Origin of the sequence: Pseudomonas sp. YNh (assembly GCF_037993085.1) — a bacterium.
Taxonomy (GTDB): domain Bacteria; phylum Pseudomonadota; class Gammaproteobacteria; order Pseudomonadales; family Pseudomonadaceae; genus Aquipseudomonas; species Aquipseudomonas putida.
In genome coordinates this window covers 33,793-52,697 of record NZ_JBBMRJ010000024.1, presented here as the reverse complement: position 1 = coordinate 52,697, position 18,905 = coordinate 33,793, and the positions used below count along the sequence as shown (strand labels likewise).

At 63.3% G+C, this 18,905-nt stretch carries 17 protein-coding genes; all 17 read left to right on the top strand.

The genetic code is table 11. The features are described 5' to 3' along the window. Nucleotides 1–7: 7 nt before the first annotated feature. Entirely contained in the window at nucleotides 8–1,081 is a 1,074-nt protein-coding gene (locus WF331_RS21625; protein WP_340623272.1) for an alkene reductase, read from the top strand. A gap of 25 nt (nucleotides 1,082–1,106) precedes the next feature. Continuing rightward, nucleotides 1,107–2,972 carry a long-chain-acyl-CoA synthetase gene (locus WF331_RS21620; RefSeq protein WP_284362396.1) on the top strand — a complete coding sequence of 622 codons (1,866 nt, stop codon included), beginning with the start codon at nucleotides 1,107–1,109 and terminating at the stop codon, nucleotides 2,970–2,972. Beyond that, the gene (locus WF331_RS21615) at nucleotides 2,965–4,053 is read left to right on the top strand and encodes an MBL fold metallo-hydrolase (protein WP_016499769.1); all 1,089 of its coding nucleotides are present in this window, start codon (nucleotides 2,965–2,967) and stop codon (nucleotides 4,051–4,053) included. The genes WF331_RS21620 and WF331_RS21615 overlap by 8 nt, the downstream gene beginning before the upstream one ends. 71 nt (nucleotides 4,054–4,124) lie before the next feature. After that, nucleotides 4,125–5,801 (top strand): DUF1302 domain-containing protein, encoded by a 1,677-nt coding sequence (locus WF331_RS21610; protein WP_041167733.1) that lies wholly within the window; start codon nucleotides 4,125–4,127, stop codon nucleotides 5,799–5,801. A gap of 139 nt (nucleotides 5,802–5,940) precedes the next feature. Next, on the top strand, nucleotides 5,941–7,152 hold the full coding sequence (locus WF331_RS21605; RefSeq protein ID WP_340623271.1) for a thiolase family protein: 1,212 nt from the start codon (nucleotides 5,941–5,943) through the stop codon (nucleotides 7,150–7,152). Between the two features lie 5 nt (nucleotides 7,153–7,157). Then, a complete protein-coding gene (locus tag WF331_RS21600) occupies nucleotides 7,158–8,105 on the top strand; it encodes a bifunctional OB-fold nucleic acid binding domain-containing protein/MaoC family dehydratase (RefSeq protein ID WP_284362393.1) in 948 nt (315 codons plus the stop codon). Between the two features lie 194 nt (nucleotides 8,106–8,299). Further along, nucleotides 8,300–9,205, top strand: coding sequence for a VOC family protein (locus WF331_RS21595; RefSeq protein WP_016499765.1), 906 nt, complete (start codon nucleotides 8,300–8,302; stop codon nucleotides 9,203–9,205). Continuing rightward, a complete protein-coding gene (locus WF331_RS21590; protein WP_016499764.1) occupies nucleotides 9,202–10,077 on the top strand; it encodes a CoA transferase subunit A in 876 nt (291 codons plus the stop codon). Before WF331_RS21595 ends, WF331_RS21590 begins: the two co-directional genes overlap by 4 nt. Nucleotides 10,078–10,088: 11 nt before the next feature. Then, a complete protein-coding gene (locus WF331_RS21585; protein ID WP_016499763.1) occupies nucleotides 10,089–10,886 on the top strand; it encodes a CoA-transferase subunit beta in 798 nt (265 codons plus the stop codon). A gap of 16 nt (nucleotides 10,887–10,902) precedes the next feature. Continuing rightward, nucleotides 10,903–11,814 carry an enoyl-CoA hydratase gene (locus WF331_RS21580; RefSeq protein ID WP_041168030.1) on the top strand — a complete coding sequence of 304 codons (912 nt, stop codon included), beginning with the start codon at nucleotides 10,903–10,905 and terminating at the stop codon, nucleotides 11,812–11,814. After that, the gene (locus tag WF331_RS21575; RefSeq protein ID WP_174369593.1) at nucleotides 11,811–12,917 is read left to right on the top strand and encodes an NAD(P)H-dependent flavin oxidoreductase; all 1,107 of its coding nucleotides are present in this window, start codon (nucleotides 11,811–11,813) and stop codon (nucleotides 12,915–12,917) included. Before WF331_RS21580 ends, WF331_RS21575 begins: the two co-directional genes overlap by 4 nt. After that, nucleotides 12,914–13,666, top strand: coding sequence for an enoyl-CoA hydratase family protein (locus WF331_RS21570; protein ID WP_016499760.1), 753 nt, complete (start codon nucleotides 12,914–12,916; stop codon nucleotides 13,664–13,666). The genes WF331_RS21575 and WF331_RS21570 overlap by 4 nt, the downstream gene beginning before the upstream one ends. A gap of 9 nt (nucleotides 13,667–13,675) precedes the next feature. Next, nucleotides 13,676–14,836 (top strand): acyl-CoA dehydrogenase family protein, encoded by a 1,161-nt coding sequence (locus tag WF331_RS21565; protein ID WP_016486852.1) that lies wholly within the window; start codon nucleotides 13,676–13,678, stop codon nucleotides 14,834–14,836. A gap of 9 nt (nucleotides 14,837–14,845) precedes the next feature. After that, nucleotides 14,846–15,904: an acyl-CoA dehydrogenase family protein gene (locus tag WF331_RS21560; RefSeq protein ID WP_016499758.1), complete on the top strand. Its 1,059-nt coding sequence runs from the start codon at nucleotides 14,846–14,848 to the stop codon at nucleotides 15,902–15,904. 3 nt (nucleotides 15,905–15,907) lie between these two features. Then, nucleotides 15,908–17,059, top strand: a complete 1,152-nt coding sequence (locus tag WF331_RS21555; RefSeq protein WP_016499757.1) for an acetyl-CoA C-acetyltransferase — start codon at nucleotides 15,908–15,910, stop codon at nucleotides 17,057–17,059. Nucleotides 17,060–17,092: 33 nt separating this feature from the next. Further along, nucleotides 17,093–17,971, top strand: coding sequence for an SDR family oxidoreductase (locus WF331_RS21550; protein WP_174369597.1), 879 nt, complete (start codon nucleotides 17,093–17,095; stop codon nucleotides 17,969–17,971). A 146-nt stretch (nucleotides 17,972–18,117) separates the two neighbouring features. Then, entirely contained in the window at nucleotides 18,118–18,903 is a 786-nt protein-coding gene (locus WF331_RS21545) for an SDR family oxidoreductase (protein ID WP_284362383.1), read from the top strand. Nucleotides 18,904–18,905 lie beyond the last annotated feature (2 nt).

Here is an 18,905-nt window from a genome sequence, read left to right as displayed (position 1 = left end):
AATCGCGATGAGCATTTTGTTTGAGCCCGTGCGCCTGGGCGAGCTGGAGCTGAGTAACCGCATTGTCATGGCGCCGATGACCCGCAGCCGCGCCACCGCACAGGCGGTGCCGACGGCTGAAATGGTCGACTACTACCGCCAGCGCGCCAGTGCCGGGCTGATCATTGCCGAAGGCACTGCACCGTCCGCCGACGGGCTGGGCTATTGCCGCACGCCGGCCATCTACGACAGCGCGCAGATCGAGGGTTGGCGCCAGATCACCCGTGCGGTGAGGAATGCCGGCGGGCGCATGGTGTTGCAGTTGATGCACGTGGGCCGCGCCGCCAGTTGGCAAAACAAACCGGCCGGGGCACGGACCGTCGCCCCATCGGCGATACGTGCCCGCACCCAGGTGTTCTGCGACGGGGTTGGCCTGGTCGATACCGATGAGCCTCTGGCGTTGAGCCTGGAGGACATTGAGCGCGTGATCGAGCAATACCGGCGCGCGGCCCTGAACGCCCGCGAAGCCGGGTTCGAAGGGGTCGAGCTGCATTGCACCAGTGGTTACCTGCCGATGCAGTTCATGGCGTCGGGCAGCAACCAGCGCAGTGATGCGTATGGTGGCGCGGTAGCCAACCGCGTGCGTTTTCCAGCCCAGGTGCTGGCCGCGATGGCAGCGGCAATCGGCTCGGGGCGTGTGGGGTTCCGCCTGTGCCCTGGTAACCCTTACAACGACATCAGTGACGCAGACCCGGCCGCCACAGCACAAGCCTTGTGCGCGCAGGTCGAGCCGCTTGGCCTGGCGTACCTGCACATCATGCGCTCGCCGCTGGCCGCACTGGATGCCTTTGCCATGGCTCGCAGCCATAGCAGCAGCGGGCTGATCCTCAATGACGGTTTCGACGGGCCTTCGGCCGCTGCGGCAATAGAAGCCGGGCAGGGCGCCGCGGTGTCGTTTGCCCGCCACTTTATCGGCAACCCCGACCTGGTCGAGCGCCTGCGCGCCGGCCTGCCGCTGGCCGGCTTCGACCGCAAGACACTTTATACGAAAGGCTCGCCTGGCTATTCGGACTATCCGACCCACGCCCAGGCGACTGCATGAACAGCCGGTTTTATCGGAGGTAGGGATGAACAATTTCAATAACAACGCAAGCCTGCTGTCCAGTGTTGATCGCGGGGTTGTGCCACGCGAACAAACCCAGGCCATCCTTGATCGCCGGGCCGAAGCCGCCGCGCGGATCAAACCTGCGGATCGCTATACCCTGGCTGATCGCCTCGAAGAACAGGCGCAACGCCACGGCGAGCGGCCTTTCGTCATTTATGGCGATCAGCGCTTGAGCTACGCCCAGGTTAACGCGCGGGCCGACCAGCTGGCTCACGTTTTCCATGCCCGAGGCCTGCGCCCCGGCGATGTCTGCGCACTGGCCATGGAGAACCGGCCTGCGTTTTTCTGCTGCTGGTTTGGCCTGGTCAAGCTCGGTGTGGTGGTGGGCTTCGTCAATACCCAGGTCAGTGGCCGGCCGCTGGTGCACGCGCTGGAGGCCATCGAGGCCAAGGCAATGCTGGTCGGCGAGGAAGTGCTGGGCAATGTGCTGGCCACCGAAGGCCTGCCGCCGCTGCCGCTTTGGCTGGTCGAAGATGCCGAGCAACCGTGGGGCGGGGCGATGCCTGCACAGGTTGACACCGGTTTGGCCGAAGCATTGGCCAATGCCCCGTGCACGCCATTCCCGCGTGACCTGCGTGCCGACCTGCGCGCCGAGTCGCCGAGCCTGCTGATTTTTACTTCGGGCACCACAGGTTTGCCAAAAGCGGCGCGTTACAGCCACATGCGCTGGATGTCGACGGGCGACATCATGGAAGTCACCCTGCAGACCACGCCGAGCGACGTGTTTTATTGCTGCCTGCCGCTGTACCACGGCGCTGCGGCCACTTCAGTGACGTCAACCGCGCTGAAAACCGGTGCGGCGATCGTGGTGCGGCGCAAGTTCAGCGTCCGCGAATTCTGGAAGGACGTGCGCGAGCACCGCATCAGCGTGTTCCAGTACATCGGCGAGATCTGCCGCTACCTGCTCAACCAGCCCGAGGCGGCCGGCGAACGCGAGCACGGCCTGCGCTGCATGCTCGGCGCCGGGTTGACGCGTGAAACCTGGCAGAACTGGGTGCAGCGTTTCGGGCCGATCCAGGTGTTCGAGGGCTGGGGTTCTACCGAGTCCAATACCAATGTGGTCAACGTCGACAACTATGTGGGCGCCTGCGGGCGCATACCGTTCTGGGACAAGAGCAACCTGCGCCTGGTGCGCTATGACGTTGAAACCGACAGCCACCCACGCGACGAGCACGGCTTTTACCAGCTCTGCGAAGTGGGTGAAGTGGGTGAAGCCCTGGGCTTGATCATCGACCATCCGCAGATCGGCGGCGGCCGCTTCGAGGGTTACACCTCGGCCGAGGCAACCGACAGCAAGATCCGCCGCAATGTCTTGCGCCATGGGGATGCCTATTGGAGTTCGGGCGACCTGCTGCGTTATGACGAAGACGGCTACCTGTACTTCATCGACCGCATCGGCGACACCTTCCGCTGGAAAAGCGAGAACGTTTCTACTCTGGAGGTGGCGGCCGCGCTGGGCGATTTTGCCGGGCTCGAGCTGATCAACATCTACGGTGTGCAGGTGCCCGGGCAAGAGGGGCGCGCCGGCATGGCGGCGGTGCTGATGCAGCCAGGGCAGCCTTTTGACCCTGAAGCGTTCTACGCGCTGACCGAAGCGCGTTTGCCACGCTATGCGGCGCCTGTGTTCGTGCGGGTGTCGGCGGCGGCCGACCTGACCAGCACCTTCAAATTGCGCAAGGTCGACCTGCAGCGCCAGGGCTACGCGCCGACGGCGTTCAGCGACCCGCTGTTCATCCGTGACGAAAGCAGCCGCAGCTATGTGCCGTACAGCACCCACGTGCTGGAGCGCATTGGCCTGGCCGCTTTTGCGGGTGACGTCAGTGAGTAGCCTGGATGCCCAGGGGCACGAATGGCGCGCAGGCCTGCGCTTCCCCTGGCCGCAGCCACCGGCCAATGGCGAGGTTCAACAGGTCGCTGAAGGGCTGTTGTGGCTGCGCATGCCGCTGCCGTTCGGGCTTGACCACATCAACCTGTACCTGTTGCGCCACGGCGAGGGCTGGGTGGCGGTCGATACCGGGCTCAACAACACGCAGACCCGCGACATCTGGGAAGCGCTGTTTGTCACGGTGTTGGGTGGTTTACCGCTGCTGGCGGTGATCTGCACGCACTTTCACTCGGACCATGTCGGGGTGCTCGGCTGGTTGACCGAGCGCTTCCGCTGCCCGGTGTTCATGAGCGCCAGTGAATATCAGGCGATGCACCAGTTGGGCGCGCCAGGCGACACCGGCACTAGCTGGGCGTTCTACCAGCATTACCAGCGCGCAGGTTTCAACCAGGAACAGACCGCAGCGTTGTTCCCGCTGCTGGGCTCCGCGCACTTCCGGCCAGAGGTGCCGACCAGCTTCCGGCGCCTGCGTGAAGGCACCCGACTGATGATTGGCGGGCGCCGTTGGCAGGTCCTGATCGGCCGCGGCCATTCGCCGGAACATGCCTGCCTGTACTGCGCCGAGGACGGCCTGTTGATTTCCGGTGACCAGGTGCTGCCGCGCATCACCTCCAGTGTCTGCGTGCAGGTCACCGAGCCCGATGCCGACCCGCTGCGCGACTGGCTGGACTCGGTCGAGCGCTTGCGGGAGGTGCCCGACAGCGTGCTGGTGCTGCCGGCGCATGAACGGCCGTTCTACAACCTGCATCTGCGCCTTGATCAACTGCGGGCACACCACCAAGGGCACTTGCAGCAACTGTTGGCCGCCTGCACCGCGCCGCGCAGTGCCGTGGAGCTGATGGCCGAGCTGTTTCCGAAGGTGAAGGGGCGCTTCGATGAATTGATGGCGATTGGCGAGACCCTGGCGCATGTCAATTACCTGATTGCGCAGGGGCAACTGGTGCGTGAAGAAACAGCCGGCGTGTTCCGCTACGGGCGCACGCCCGAGGGTGTCAACGTTCAGTCGGTGCTAGGGCAGCTGTGAGCGGGCTGAAGGTAACGAGTGGTGTTCTTGCACTTTTGCGCGACCGTCAGGTCGTTAATCGGAGAGGCAGTGTGACTAATAAAAACAACAAATATGGTGCTGGCCCAGCTGTATCGGGTTTCGAATTATCGGGTCTGGTGGTGGCAACCGCATTGGTTTGCACACCCGCATGGTCTGGTGAAACGATCGAGTTCGACAACGGCACGACAATCGACTGGACGGTGACCACCAGCTACGGCCTGGGGGTTCGCCTGTCGAACCCGTCAAGCAAGCTGTTGACACCCAACGCCGATGATGGCGATCGCAACTTCGACAAGGGCAGCCTGGTGACCAACCGGATCGGCGCCCTGGCCGAGATGATCGTGCGCAAGGACAACTACGGCGGGGTGCTGCGGGCCAGTACCTTCTACGATGATGTTTACCATCGTTCCAACGACAACGACTCACCGGGCACGGTCAACAAGGCTGGCGACCATGACGAGTTCACCAGCGACACCAAGTATTACAGCGGCGGGCGCAGCAAGTTCCTCGATGCTTATGTGTTCAGCGGCTGGCGCTTTGACAATGGTTCGATGCTCGACGTCAAGGCCGGGCGGCATATCGAGTCGTGGGGTGAAAGCTTGTTCTACCCCGGCGTCAGTGGTGTACAGAACCCGTCCGATGCGGTCAAGGCCGCGCAGCCAGGGGTCGAGGTCAAGGAAGTGCTGTTGCCGGTCGGCCAGGTGTCGGCGTCGTATCGCCTGAACCCGCAGTGGACCTTGGGCGCTTACGTGCAATACGAATGGATGGGCACGGAACTGCCGCCTGTGGGCAGCTACCTGTCCACCAGCGATGTGGTCGGGCCAGGGCGAGAGTTTCTCATCGGCGCCAATGGGTCGCGTATCAACTACCAGGGCACCGATGAGCCGCGTGACAGCGGTCAGTGGGGGGCACAGGTACGCTTTCGACCCGTGCCCGCCCTGGAACTGTCACTGTTTCATGTCAATTATCATGACAAGAACCCAGCCACTGCCCTGGTGGGTTACCGGGCCGTCCCGGCCGGGCCAGGCGTGTTCTTCGGAACGCCGGATGGCTACCGCATTACCTACTTTGAAGACATCAAGCTGACCGGGATCAGTGCCTCGACCAAAATCGGCGAGACCCAGATCGGTGGCGAGTGGTCGTATCGCGACGGTGCACCGGTCATGGTCAACACCGGCCTCGGCCCCACGCCTGCGCGTGGCAAGGGCCAGCAAATGCAGTTGTCGGCGATCCGTATCCTGGGTGACCGGCCTTGGGCGAGCCAGACCTCGCTCACCGCCGAAATCGTGCATGTACGTGTCGACAGTGTTGATGAGGCCTCGGCCGCGCCGAACCTGCTGGGCCTGGGCAACAGCCTGATTCCGTCCATGCGCCCGCTGGTGCAACCGTCCGACGACTACACCTACAAGACCTCGACTGGCTGGCGCAGCAAGACCGCCAGTGCCTACACCCTGGGTGCGTCCTTCAGCTACCCGGGCGTGTTCGAAGGCTGGGACCTGGAAGTGCCGGTGAACTTCTCCAACGTGTTCAGTGGTGCCACGCCGATGGCCGGGACCATTTCCGGGTTGCAGGGTGACCGCCGGTTGAGCCTGGGCGCCACCTTCAAGTACTTGGGCAACCTGGAAGTCGCCCTGCGGGTTACCGGTTACCTGGGCGACGCTGACCCGGTCAAGCGCTTGCTGGCAGACCGCGACTACGGGACATTCTCGGTCAAATACAGCTTCTGACTGGCGCGACGGCGTCAGGGTTGAGTCAACCCTGGCGCTGGCCGCTGTTCTAGTCAAAATGGACGATCACTCGCCACGGCACCTGTGGCATGGTCGCAAGACAAAAACCTCAAGCACACAGCCTTCGAGTGGGGGATACATGGGTCTTAAAGGTCATGCGGCGATTGTCGGCGCCGCGCAATACAAACCCGAGAAGTACGCCACAGCGCCGCGAATGTTCCATCTTGAGCAAGTGGCCGACCTGGCGGCGCAGGCGCTGCGCGACGCCGGCTTGCGTGCCGAAGACCTGGACGGTCTGGTGATCAATGGCCCGCACTTCCACGAAGCTTCGGTGTTCGTGCCGGCCATGGCCGCCGAATACCTGGGTTTGTCTGTTAATTTCGCCGAAGTGGTCGACCTTGGTGGTTGTACCGCAGTGGGTATGGTCTGGCGCGCGGCTGCGGCGATCGAGCTGGGCCTGTGCCAGGCGGTGCTGTGTGTAATGCCGGCGCGCCTGGCGCCGATGGGCCCCGATGAAGATCCCGGGGCAATGGCCCGCGCCATGCGTTACGGCGGTCACAGCACCGCCTTTGGTGCGCCGGAGGCGGAGTTCGATCTGCCTTATGGCCACATGGGCCAGAACACCGGCTACGCCATGATCGCCCAACGCTACGCCGCGCAGTACGGTTATGACCCGATAGCCATGGCCAAGATTGCCGTTGATCAACGCACCAATGCCTTGGCCAACCCCCAGGCGATGTTCCATGGCCAGCCGTTGACGATCGAGCAGGTGCTGGCGAGCAAGCGCGTGGCTGATCCTTTGCACGTACTCGAGATTGTCATGCCGGTGGCCGGCGGTGCGGCATTGATCATTGCCTCCAAAGAAGTGGCCGCACGTACACGCAAGCGCCCGGCATTCATCACCGGCTTCGGTGAGCACCTGGCGTTCAAGTCGCCTTCGTATGCCCAGGACATGCTCCACACGCCGATTGGGCCTGCTTCGCGCCGTGCCTTCGAGATGGCCAGGCTCAGACCGGGCGATGTCGATGCGGTGCAGATCTATGACTGTTACACCATTACCGCGTTGCTGACCCTGGAGGACGCCGGCTTCTGCGCCAAAGGCGAGGGCATGCAGTTTGTTCGCGAGCATGACCTGACCTGGCGCGGCGATTTCCCCATGAACACCCACGGTGGCCAGCTCAGTTTTGGCCAGGCCGGCGCTGCCGGGGGCATGTCACAGGTGATCGAGGCTGTCACGCAGATCAGCGGTGAGGCGGGCGAGCGCCAGCTTGAACGCTGCGACGCTGTCTACGTGTCCGGCACTGGTGGCGTGATGAGTGAGCAGGCCGCGTTGATACTTCAGGGAGCATGACCCGCATGTCGAACAATAAGCCAATGCCGGTGCCGACTGAAATTTCCGCGCCGTTCTGGGAAGGCCTGAAAGCACAGCGCCTGTTGATGCAGCAGTGCAACGCCTGCGAACACTGGGTGTTCTACCCGCGCAGGCATTGCCCGCGGTGCCTGGCCCATGACCTGAGCTGGCGCGAAGTCAGTGGTGGCGCCACCCTGTACAGCTTCACCGTGGCACGCATTGCCACGTTGCCGGATTTTGCCGATGAGATGCCACAAAAGCTGGCTGTCATCGAGTTGGACGAAGGCGTGCGAATCAACACCACCCTGGTGGGGCTTGAAGAGGATCAGATCCGCATCGGCATGCGGCTCAAACCGGTGTTTGCCGAAGTCGACGCCAAGGGTACGCGTTTACTGCGCTTTACCGGTCCGGACCAGGACAGCATTGCGCTACAGCGTTACAACGGCACGCCTCAGGCGCAAATGCCGGAACAGGGTGAAGCAGCATCTGTGCGCTTGGTCGCCATGGATGATGAGGTGGCGCTGCAGAGCCTGGTCAGTGAGACCTTCAGCCCCTGGAGCAACCAGATTGTCATCGATCAAGCCCTGATCGATGCCTTTGCCGCGCTGTCGGGTGATGACTACTGGATTCACACCGATCCGCAGCGTGCACGCAAGGACAGCCCGTTTGGCGGCACCATTGCCCACGGCGCGCTGGTACAGGTGTTGCAGTCGCGGCTCAAGCTGGCGCTGGGTTATGAAATCACCGGTTTCAGCACCATGGTCAATTACGGCTCAGACCGCCTGCGCTTTCCGGCGCCGGTGCCGGCCGGCTCGCGGGTTCATGCGCGGGCCAGGGTGAAGCAGGTGGCGCGGGTCAAGCGCGGCACCCAGTTGACCCTGGAGGTGAATACCCACGTCGTCGGCAGTGATCGCCCCTCGGTCATCAACGACCTGGTAATCCTGTACATGTAACCCCTCCGAAGGCGCGAGATTGCCCTGCGATGCGATGTGCCTGGCGCATCACTGTCGCGGGGCAAGCGTGTTTCCACCGCCTGCATTTCAGTATTCCCGATAGATCAACTGCTTAGTCTCAACGGACGATGAGCACCAGGCTTGCCCTCAGCACAATGAAGACCAACAAAGGTCCAGTCATTGAGGAGCAGGGCATGATGGATATCCGGGGGCTGAGCTACTTCGTCGCTCAAATCGAAAACCTCAGTCAGTGGCAACGTTATGCCGAAGACGTGCTGGGCATGATGGTGGTGCCCGCGCCCGGTGGCGGACTGTATGTGAAGATGGACGAGCGGCCGTTTCGCATGCTCATCGTCGAAGGCGCCGAGGCAGGCTACCTGGCCTCTGGCTGGGAACTGGCCAGCGAGCGGGCATTCAACGCCGCATTGCAGGCACTGGAACAAAACGGTGTGCGCTGGCAAGCAGGCTCTGCCGCCGAGATCGAGCAGCGTGGCGTACAGGCACTGGTCAGTGTTCTGGACCCCTCCGGCAACCGCCACGAATTGAGCTGGGGACACCGTTCCGACTGCCTGCCATTCGTTTCGCCGCAAGGCGTGCCGGGTTTTGTCACCGGCGACATGGGCCTGGGCCACACCGTGCTGCCGGCCCCGGAATTTGACGCGACCCTGGCCTTCGTCAAGGACGTGCTGGGCTTCGAACTGTCGGACATCTTCAACTTTCGCCCCGACCCGGCAGCACCGCCAATCCGCATTCACTTCCTGCATTGCCGCAACAGCCGCCATCACTCGCTGGCGCTGGCGGAGTACGCGGTGCCTTCAGGCTGCGTGCACGTGATGGTGGAAGTGGGCTCGATGACTGAAGTGGGCCGCGCCCATGACCGGCGCCTGGCCCATCAGGTGCCGCTGTCGGCGACCCTCGGCCAGCACCTCAATGACCGAATGACCTCCTTTTACATGAAGACCCCATCCGGCTTCGACCTGGAGTACGGCTACGGCGGCCTGCAAGTGGACTGGGCTGAGCACTCGGCCTTCGAATTTACCCGGGTAAGCCTGTGGGGGCATGACTTTTCCGTCGGCCAACAGCAAGGAGATGTGCAATGAACAAGCAAATGACGGCGGCCGATGCCGTTGCGCACCTGCGCGATGGCATGACCATCGGCTTCGGCGGCTGGGGGCCACGGCGCAAGCCGATGGCGGTTGTGCGCGAGATTCTGCGTTCTCCCGTCAAAGACCTGACTGTGGTCGCCTACGGTGGCCCCGAAGTGGGCATGCTGTGTGCGGCGGGCAAGGTCAAGAAGCTGGTGTTCGGCTTTGCCACCCTTGACGCCATTCCGCTGGAGCCCTATTACCGCAAAGCCCGCGAAGCCGGTGGGCTGGAGTTGCTAGAGGTGGATGAAGGCATGTTCCAGTGGGGCCTGCGTGCAGCGGCCATGCGTTTGCCGTTTCTGCCGACCCGCTGCGGCCTGGCCACCGATGTCACACGGCTGAACCCTGACCTTAAAACCATCCAGTCGCCGTATGACGACGGCGAAGTGCTGCTGGCCATGCCCGCCCTGAACCTGGACGTGGCGTTTGTCCACGTCAACGTCGCCGACCGCCTGGGCAACACCCTGGTGACCGGTCCAGACCCTTATTTCGACCATCTGTTCGCTCGCGCGGCCCAGCAGTGCTTCGTGTCTTGCGAGCAATTGCACGAACGACTGGAACTGACCACCGAACAGGCACGCTGCAACACCTTTGAGCGGTACCTGGTCAGTGGCGTGATCCATGCACCGCTCGGCGCCCACCCGACCGCCTGCCAGCCCGAGTATGGCTGGGACCTGAGCCACCTCAAACGCTATGCCGCCAGTGCCGGTGAAGAGGGCGGCTGGCAAGCCTATGTGGCGCAGTACGTGGCGGCCGGTGAGCGGGCTTATCAAGAGCAGAACGGCGGTGCCGAACGCATGGGCTCCCTGGCCCTGCCAGTGTTCTGAGGAGGATGAAAATGTCGACTACCTGTGAATTTACCCTCGCGGAACTGATGATTGTCGCGGCCAGCGAAGCCTGGCGTGACAACGGCGAGTTGATCGCCTCGGGCCTGGGCGTGATCCCGCGCCTGGGCGCTAGCCTGGCCAAACTCAGCCACAGTCCGCAACTGTTGATGACCGACAGCGAGGCGTACCTGGTCGAAGAGCCGATCCCGCTAGGGCCGCGTGGCGATCATGTGCCGAAATATTCGGGTTCGCTCAACTTCGAGCGGGTGTTCGAGTGCGTCTGGGGTGGCCGCCGTCACGCCATGATCGGCCCGACCCAGATCGACCGCTGGGGCCAGAGCAACCTCTCCTGCGTGGGCGATTACCACAAGCCCAAGGCTGCAATGCTCGGTGTGCGCGGCTTGCCCGGCAACAGCATCAATCACATCAACTCGTTCTTTGTACCCAGCCATAACACCCGCGTGTTCGTCAGCGGCGAAGTGGACATGGTTTCCGGTGTCGGTTTCAAGGCCGACCGCTGGCCAAAAGGGGTACGCCGCGACCTGATGGACATCCGCCTGATCGTCACCGACTTGTGTGTGATGGATTTCGACGGCCCGGACCGCGCGGTGCAGGTGCGCAGCTTGCACCCGGGGGTGAGCTTTGAGCAGGTGCAGGAAAACACCGGTTTCCCGTTGCTCAAGTCAGCGTCGCTGAAAGAAACCGTACACCCGACGCCTGAGCAATTGGCGCTGATCCGTCGGCTCGACCCCCATGATCTGCGCAGTTCGGCAATCAAGGGCAACCCGGCTGGCATTCGCGTGGCGTAAGGCGAGGGACATGAGCATGAACAGCCCTGACAGTGAATTCGTCGAGCGTGCAGACCACTCGGTGTACGAAACGCAGGAACCGGTGTTGTACAGCGTGGCCGAGGGTATCGCCACGCTGACCATGAACCGGCCAGGCTTCAATAATGCGCAGAACTCGCAGATGACGTATGCGCTGGATGCGGCGCTGCGCCAGGCTGTCAACGATGACGCGGTCAAGGTCATTGTACTGCGCGGGGCGGGCAAGCATTTTTCGGCCGGCCATGACATTGGCACGCCCGGGCGCGATATCAACAAACCGTTCGAGCGTGCACACCTCTGGTGGGATCACACCAACAAGCCCGGCGGCGAGCAGCTATATGCCCGCGAGCAAGAGGTTTATCTGGGCATGTGCCGGCGCTGGCGTGAGCTGCCCAAGCCGACCATTGCCATGGTCCAGGGTGCGTGCGTGGCCGGTGGGCTCATGCTGGCCTGGGTGTGCGACCTGATCGTGGCCAGCGATGATGCGTTTTTCCAGGACCCCGTGGTACGTATGGGCATTCCGGGGGTGGAGTATTTTGCCCACCCGTATGAGCTGAACCCGCGCATCGCCAAAGAGTTTCTGTTCACCGGCGATCGCATGAGTGCCGAGCGTGCCTACCAGATGGGCATGGTCAACAGGGTAGTGCCACGTGAGGAACTGGAGCAGGGCACCTATGCGCTGGCGGCCGGTATTGCCCGGCAGCCGCGAATGGGCCTTGCGCTGACCAAGCAGGCCATTAACCACGTCGAGGATCTGCAGGGTAAACGCACGGCGATGGACGCTGCCTTTGCCTGGCACCACTTCGCCCATGCCCACAATGAACTGCTGTCGGGCGACAAGCTGGGCGGCTTCGATGCCAAGGCCATGGCCCAGGCCAACAAGGCTGCCGCCAGTGGAGAGCAGGCATGAGCCGCTGGTTGTGTACGCCACTGACCGAAGCTTTGGGCTGCCGCTACCCGATCGTGCAGACCGCCATGGGTTGGGTTGCAGACGCCAACCTGGTGATTGCCACGACCCGCGCCGGTGGATTCGGTTTTCTGGCCGGTGCCACGATTGCGTCCGATGCCCTGGAAGGCGAGATCAACAAGGTAATTGCCGCCACCGGTGGCAGCAATTTCGGCCTGAACTTTCATATGTTCCAGGAAAACGCGGCGCAATGCGTTGACCTGGCGATTCGCTACCGCTTGCGAGCGGTCAGTTACGGACGTGGCCCGGACAAACAGACCATCGCCCGCTTCAAGGCTGCCGGGGTGCTGTGCATCCCGACGGTGGGCGCACTCAAACACGCCCTGAAGGCGGTGGAGCTGGGCGCGGACATGATCACCATCCAGGGCGGCGAGGGCGGCGGGCATACCGGTGGTGTGCCCAGTTCGATCCTGTTGCCCCAGGTGCTCGCCGCGGTGTCGGTCCCGGTAATCGCCGCAGGTGGTTACTCCACCGGCAGAGGCCTTGCCGGCGCGCTGGCGACCGGCGCCGTGGGTATTGCCATGGGCACGCGCTTTTTGATGACCCGGGACTCGCCTACGCCGTCGAGCACCTTGGTGCATTACCTCGAGGTCAACGACCCGCAACGGGTGCGGGTGACCACGGCGGTAGATGGCATGCGCCACCGCATGATCGAGAACCCGTTTATCAACCGCCTGGAGCAGGCCGGGTCTTTCGGGCGCCTGCGCATCGCGTTGCGCAGCGCCTGGAAATGGAAGCAGCAAACCGGAATGAGCCTGAGCCATCTGTTCGGTGTGCTGCGCCAGGCACTCAAGGAAGACCCCGGCGCGCTGTCGCAAACGCTGATGGCCGCCAACCAGCCGGTACTGCTGCAGCGTTCGATGATCGACGGTGTTCCGGACGAAGGCATTCTGCCCAGCGGCCAGGTAGCCGCCGCCATTGGCGAACTCAAGAGTTGCCAGCAAGTGATCGAAGAAATTGCCCAGGAAGCCGAACGCTGCCTGGAAGCCCTGTTGGCCTGCCGTAGCGAGCATCAGCCTGCCGAACTTTGGAGAACACCCTCATGAGTCAAGCATTTACCACACAGATCGAGGCGGGCATTGCCGAGCTGGTGCTGGCCAAACCGCCGGTCAATGCCCTGGGCAGCCAGGAGTGGATGGACCTGGCCCATCAGGTCGAAGCCCTGGGCGCCAACCCCGACGTCCGGGTGATCGTCATCCGTGCCGAAGGCCGTGGTTTCTGCGCGGGTGTCGACATCAAGGAACTGGACGCCCACCCCGAACGCATCGTAGCGGTCAACGCCGGTAATTATGCGGCGTTCAAGGCGGTACATCGCAACCCTGTGCCGGTCATCGTCGCCGTGCACGGCTTCGTCCTCGGTGGTGGCGTCGGCATTACCGGTGCTGCCGACATTGTCGTGGCCTCAGAGTGCGCCACCTTTGCCTTGCCCGAAGTTGACCGTGGGGCCATGGGCGGCGGCGCGCACCTGCAGCGTTTGTTCCCGGTGCAGAAGGTTCGTTATCTGTTCTTCACCGGCGACAAGATCGGCGCCGCAGAGGCTGCGCAGTATGGCTTCATCGAGCGCGTGGTGCCCAAAGAGCAGCTGCGCGAAACCGCGCTGGAGATTGCCGCCAAAATCGCTGCCAAGAGCCCGGTGATGATCCGTATCGCCAAGGAAGCCCTGAACGGTATCGAGGACGGCAACCTGGAAGACAAATACCGCTGGGAGCAGGGGCTGACCCTGCAGGCCTACACCAGTCCGGATTCTGCGCAAACCCGCCGCGCCTTCGTCGAAAAACGCGACGCCAAGTTCTGAGAGAGTGCCATGGAACTAGCTTATACCCCCAAACAGAAGGCCTTCCGTGAGGAAGTGCGTGAATGGCTGGCGGCCAATCAGCCGACTACGCCCCTGGCCAACTATGACACCCGGGAAGGGTTCGAGCAGCACCGGGCCTGGGAGGCGAAGCTGTTCGAGCAGCGCCTGTCGATGGTCATGTGGCCCAAGGCCTACGGCGGGCGCGGTTGCGACCTGATCGAGTGGCTGATTTTCGAGGAAGAGTACTACGGCGCAGACGCACCGATGCGTATCAACCAGAACGGTCAGCTGCTGCTCGGCCCAACGTTGATGGAGTTCGGTACCGAGGCGCAGAAGCAGCGCTTCCTGCCGCGCATGGCGTCCAGTGTCGACATGTGGGCCCAGGGCTGGTCGGAGCCCAATGCCGGCTCCGACATGGCCGCGATCACCAGCAAGGCCATCCGTGATGGCGATCACTATGTGCTCAACGGGCAGAAAACCTGGTCCAGCCGCGCACTGTTTGCCGACTGGCTGTTTGGCCTGTTCCGCAGCGACCCGGCCTCGACCCGGCACAACGGCTTGTCGTTCGTGATGGTGCCGCTCGATGCCCCGGGCGTGACCATCCGGCCGATCAAGGCGCTGAATGGCAAGAACACCTTCGCCGAAGTGTTTTTCGACGATGTGCGCGTTCCGGTTGAAAACTGCATTGGTGCCGAAGGCCAGGGCTGGCATGTGGCGATGGCCACCGCGGGCTTTGAGCGAGGTTTGCTATTGCGTTCGCCGGCACGCTTCCAGGCCACGGCGCGCAAGTTGATACAGCTGTACAACGCCAACCGGCAGAGCGCCGACCGTGACCCGAGCATCCGCGAAGCGGTTGTCGAGGCCTGGCTGGGCGCTGAAGGCTACGCGCTGTCGTCCTACCACACCGTCGGGCGCTTGAGCCGTGGCGCGCAGATCGGCGCCGAGTCGAGCATCAACAAGATCATCTGGTCGGAGCTCGACTTGAAGATGCACGAAACCGCCATGCGCATCCTGGGTGCGCACGGGGAGTTGTTGAGCAGTGCTGCGCAAGCGGTCGAAGGCGGCTGGCTTGATGGCTTCCTGTTCGCTCAGGCCGGGCCGATCTACGCCGGCACCAACGAAATCCAGCGCAACATCATCGCCGAGCGCATGCTCGGCCTGCCGAAATAGGAGCCGGCCATGGACTTTACCTTTACCGATGATCAGCTCACGTTTCGCGAAGCCATCAGCCGTTTCCTGATGACCGAGGCGGCGCCCGAAATGCTGCGCGAGATCTGGGAAACCGATACAGGCCGCTCCGCTGACTTGCGCAACAAGATAGCCGAACAGGGCCTGACGGCATTGTCGGTGCCCGAACAGTTCGGTGGCCTGGGCATGGACGATGTGGCCTGGGCACTGATGACCCAGGAGCTGGGCTACTACGCCATCCCGGACTCGCTGGCCGACACGGCTTATGTGGTCACCGGGCTGCTCAACGGCCTGCCAGACGACAACCCGGTCAAAGCCCGCCTGCTGCCGCGCATCGCCGATGGCAGCGTGCGCCTGGCTATCGGCCACCCGATCAACCCGTTGGTGCCTGATGCACCGCTGGCAGAGTGGCTGATCCTTGCCCACGGTGATGAGGTGCATGCGGTGCCGCGCGCGCAGGTCGATGTGCAGGCCAACGCCAGTATCGATGCCTCCAGGCGCCTGGGCCTGGTGAGCTGGCAGCCAACTCGCGACACCTTGCTGATCGGCGGCGAACAGGGGCGGGCCTTGTGGGCCGATACCTTGAACCGCGGCGCCTTGTCGGTTGCCGGGCAACTGCTCGGGCTGGCCCAGCGAATCCTCGACCTGTCGGTGGACTACGTGGCCCAGCGCAAGCAATTTGGCAAGCCGATCGGCAGCTTTCAGGCGGTCAAGCATCACCTGGCCGATATCGCCAGCAAGATCGAATTCGCCAAACCTGTGTTGTATCGCGCGGCCTATGCCCTGGCGCAGGGGGATCGCCGCGCCGATGTCTATGTATCGCAGGCCCGGCTGGCCTGTTGCGACGCCAGCTGGCTGGCGGCGCGCCACGGTATCCAGGTGCACGGTGCGATGGGTTACACCTGGGAAGTCGACCTGCAGATGTTCATGAAGCGCGTGTGGTCGCTGGACCCGTCCTGGGGCGACCGTGCCACCCATAAAACCCGCGTCGCCGCCTATGTGCTCAGCGATGAAGCCCGGCTTGGGCCGGGCGCTACCTTCGAGGACTGAGCCATGCCCCAAGCGTATATCGTCGATGCCCTGCGCAGCCCCACGGGCAAACGCAAAGGCAGCCTGGCCCATGTGCATGCCATTGACCTGGGCGCGCATGTGTTGAAAGCGCTGGTCGAACGCAACGCCATTCCTGCCCACGCGTATGACGACGTGATTTTCGGATGTGTCGACGCCATCGGCTCGCAGGCGGGTGACATCGCTCGCACCAGCTGGCTGGCTGCCGGCTTGCCGCTGAACGTGCCGGGCACCACGGTCGACCGGCAGTGCGGTTCGTCGCAACAGGCGCTGCATTTTGCCGCGCAAGCGGTGATGAGTGGCATGCAGGAGGTGGTGGCTGTCGGTGGTGTGCAGACCATGACCCAGATCCCGATCTCGTCGGCGATGCTCGCTGGCCAACCGCTGGGCTTCAGTGACCCGTTTTCCGGCAGCAAAGGCTGGCAGGCGCGCTTTGGGCAGCAGCCGGTCAATCAGTTTTACGCCGCCCAGCGCATCGCCGATCACTGGCAGATCAGCCGCGAAGAAATGGAGGTGTTTGCCCTGGAAAGCCATCGTCGTGCCTTGGCGGCCGCAGAAGCCGGCTATTTCGCCCGTGAGATCGTTGCCTGCGAAGGCCTGGCCTTTGATGAAACGCCGCGGTTCAGCAGCCTGGAGAAAATGGCCAGCCTGGAGCCTGTAAGCGCTGAGTTCCCGTCGATCACAGCCGCCGTATCGAGCCAGACCTGCGATGCGTCCGCGGCCTTGCTGGTGGTATCGGAGGCGGCGCTCAAGCGCTACAACCTGACCCCCAGGGCACGCATTCATCACCTGTCGGTGCTCGGCGACGACCCGATCTGGCACCTCACGGCACCGATTGCAGCCACCCGTGCGGCGCTCAAGAAGGCTGGCCTGCGCATGGCTGATATCGACCTTGTGGAAATCAACGAAGCGTTTGCCTCGGTGGTCATGGCCTGGGCCAAGGAGCTCGATTACGACCCGGCTCGCACCAACGTCAATGGCGGCGCCATCGCCCTTGGCCACCCGCTGGGCGCTACCGGTGCGCGCTTGATGACCACCTTGCTGCATTCGCTTGAACGCACCGGCGGGCGTTATGGCCTGCAGACCATGTGTGAAGGCGGCGGCCAGGCCAACGTCAGCATCATCGAACGGCTTTGAAGCCACCCACACTCAACAACAGGAAAACATCCTATGGGAATCTGTGCAGGTCGTACCGCGATCATCACCGGTGCCGGTGGCGGGCTGGGCCGCGCGTATGCGTTGGCATTTGCCGCCGAAGGCGCCAATGTGGTGGTCAATGACATTCGTCGCGAGGCCGCCGAGGCAGTGGTCGACGAGATTTGCTCCAAGGGTGGCCGAGCAATCGCCAACGATGGCGACATCACCACCCTGAGCAGCGCTCAAGGCATCGTCGATGCTGCATTGGCGGTGTTCGACGAAGTGCATGTTTTGGTCAACAACGCCGGGGTCTTGCGTGACCGCATGTTCATCAGCCTGTCGGAAGAGGACTGGGACATGGTGATGCGCGTGCACCTGAAGGGGCATTACTGCCTGGCCAACATCCTCGGCCGGCGCTGGCGCGATCAGGCCAAGGCCGGTACGCCGGTGGCGGCGCGCATTATCAATACCAGTTCTGGCGCCGGCTTGCAGGGCTCGATCGGGCAGTCCAACTATGCGGCGGCCAAAGGCGGTATCGCTTCGCTGACCCTGGTGCAGGCGGCGGAACTGGCCCGCTATGGCGTCACCGCCAACGCCCTGGCCCCGGCGGCGCGTACGGCGATGACCGAAAGCGCAATGCCGGACATGGTCAAGCGGCCCGATGACGGCAGCTTCGACGCTTGGGCGGCAGAGAACGTCGCGCCTTTGGTGGTGTGGCTGGGCAGTGAGGCTTCCGGGCATGTCAGCGGCCAGCTGTTCGAGAGCCAAGGTGGCCGGATTTCCCTGGGTGATGGCTGGCGTACCGGCGTCACCCGCGACAAGGGGGCACGCTGGCAGGTCGCTGAAGTCGGGGCGGCGGTCGATGCGATCCTCAGCGAAGCACCCAAGGCGCAAAAGGTCTGGGGCACGTGAGCGCAGCTTGAAGCACAGGCGTCGGCATTACCGGCGCCTGCCTCTTGTCCCCCTGCCACAACCGACCCCGTCCGTTTTGACGATGTGCCTGCCCCCTGCGGCCTTTATACCTGTCGACAACCTGTTTTCTGTCAGAGGTATACCGCGTGAAACAAGCCCCTCCTTATGTGCCAGGCCACCAGTTGCTGGCTGGCAAATCCGTGCTCATCACTGCCGCCGCCGGCGCTGGCATCGGCTATGCCGCAGCCAGGCGCTGCGCCGAAGAAGGCTGCCGCGCCCTGATGATTTCCGATGTTCATCCCCGGCGCCTGGAGCAGGCGGTGGAACAGCTCAAGGCCGACACCGGCTTGCAGGCCGTGTACGGCCAGCTGTGCAACGTCACCGTCGAGACCGAGGTGCAAGCCCTGGTCGCTGCCGCCGAACAGGCCCTTGGCGGCGTCGATGTGCTGATCAACAACGCAGGCCTTGGTGGTTCCAGGCGGGTCACCGAGATGAGCGACGAGGAATGGCTGCGGGTAATTGATGTGACCCTCACCGGCACCTTCCGCATGACCCGCGCGATGCTGCCGCACATGGAGCGCCGAGGGAGCGGGGCGATCATCAACAACGCTTCGGTACTCGGCTGGCGTGCGCAGAAAGAGCAGGCGCATTACGCCGCCGCCAAGGCCGGGGTCATGGCGCTGACCCGCTGCAGCGCGCTTGAAGCCGCCGAAAGCGGGGTGCGCATCAACGCCGTGTCGCCGTCGATTGCCTTGCACGATTTTCTCAAGAAGGCCAGCAGCGAAGAACTGCTGGCCAAACTGGCCGACCGTGAAGCCTTCGGCCGCGCCGCTGAAGTGTGGGAAGTCGCCAACGTCATGATCTTCCTGGCTAGCGATTACGCCTCCTACATGGTCGGCGAAGTGCTGTCGGTCAGTTCACAACAGGCTTGAGG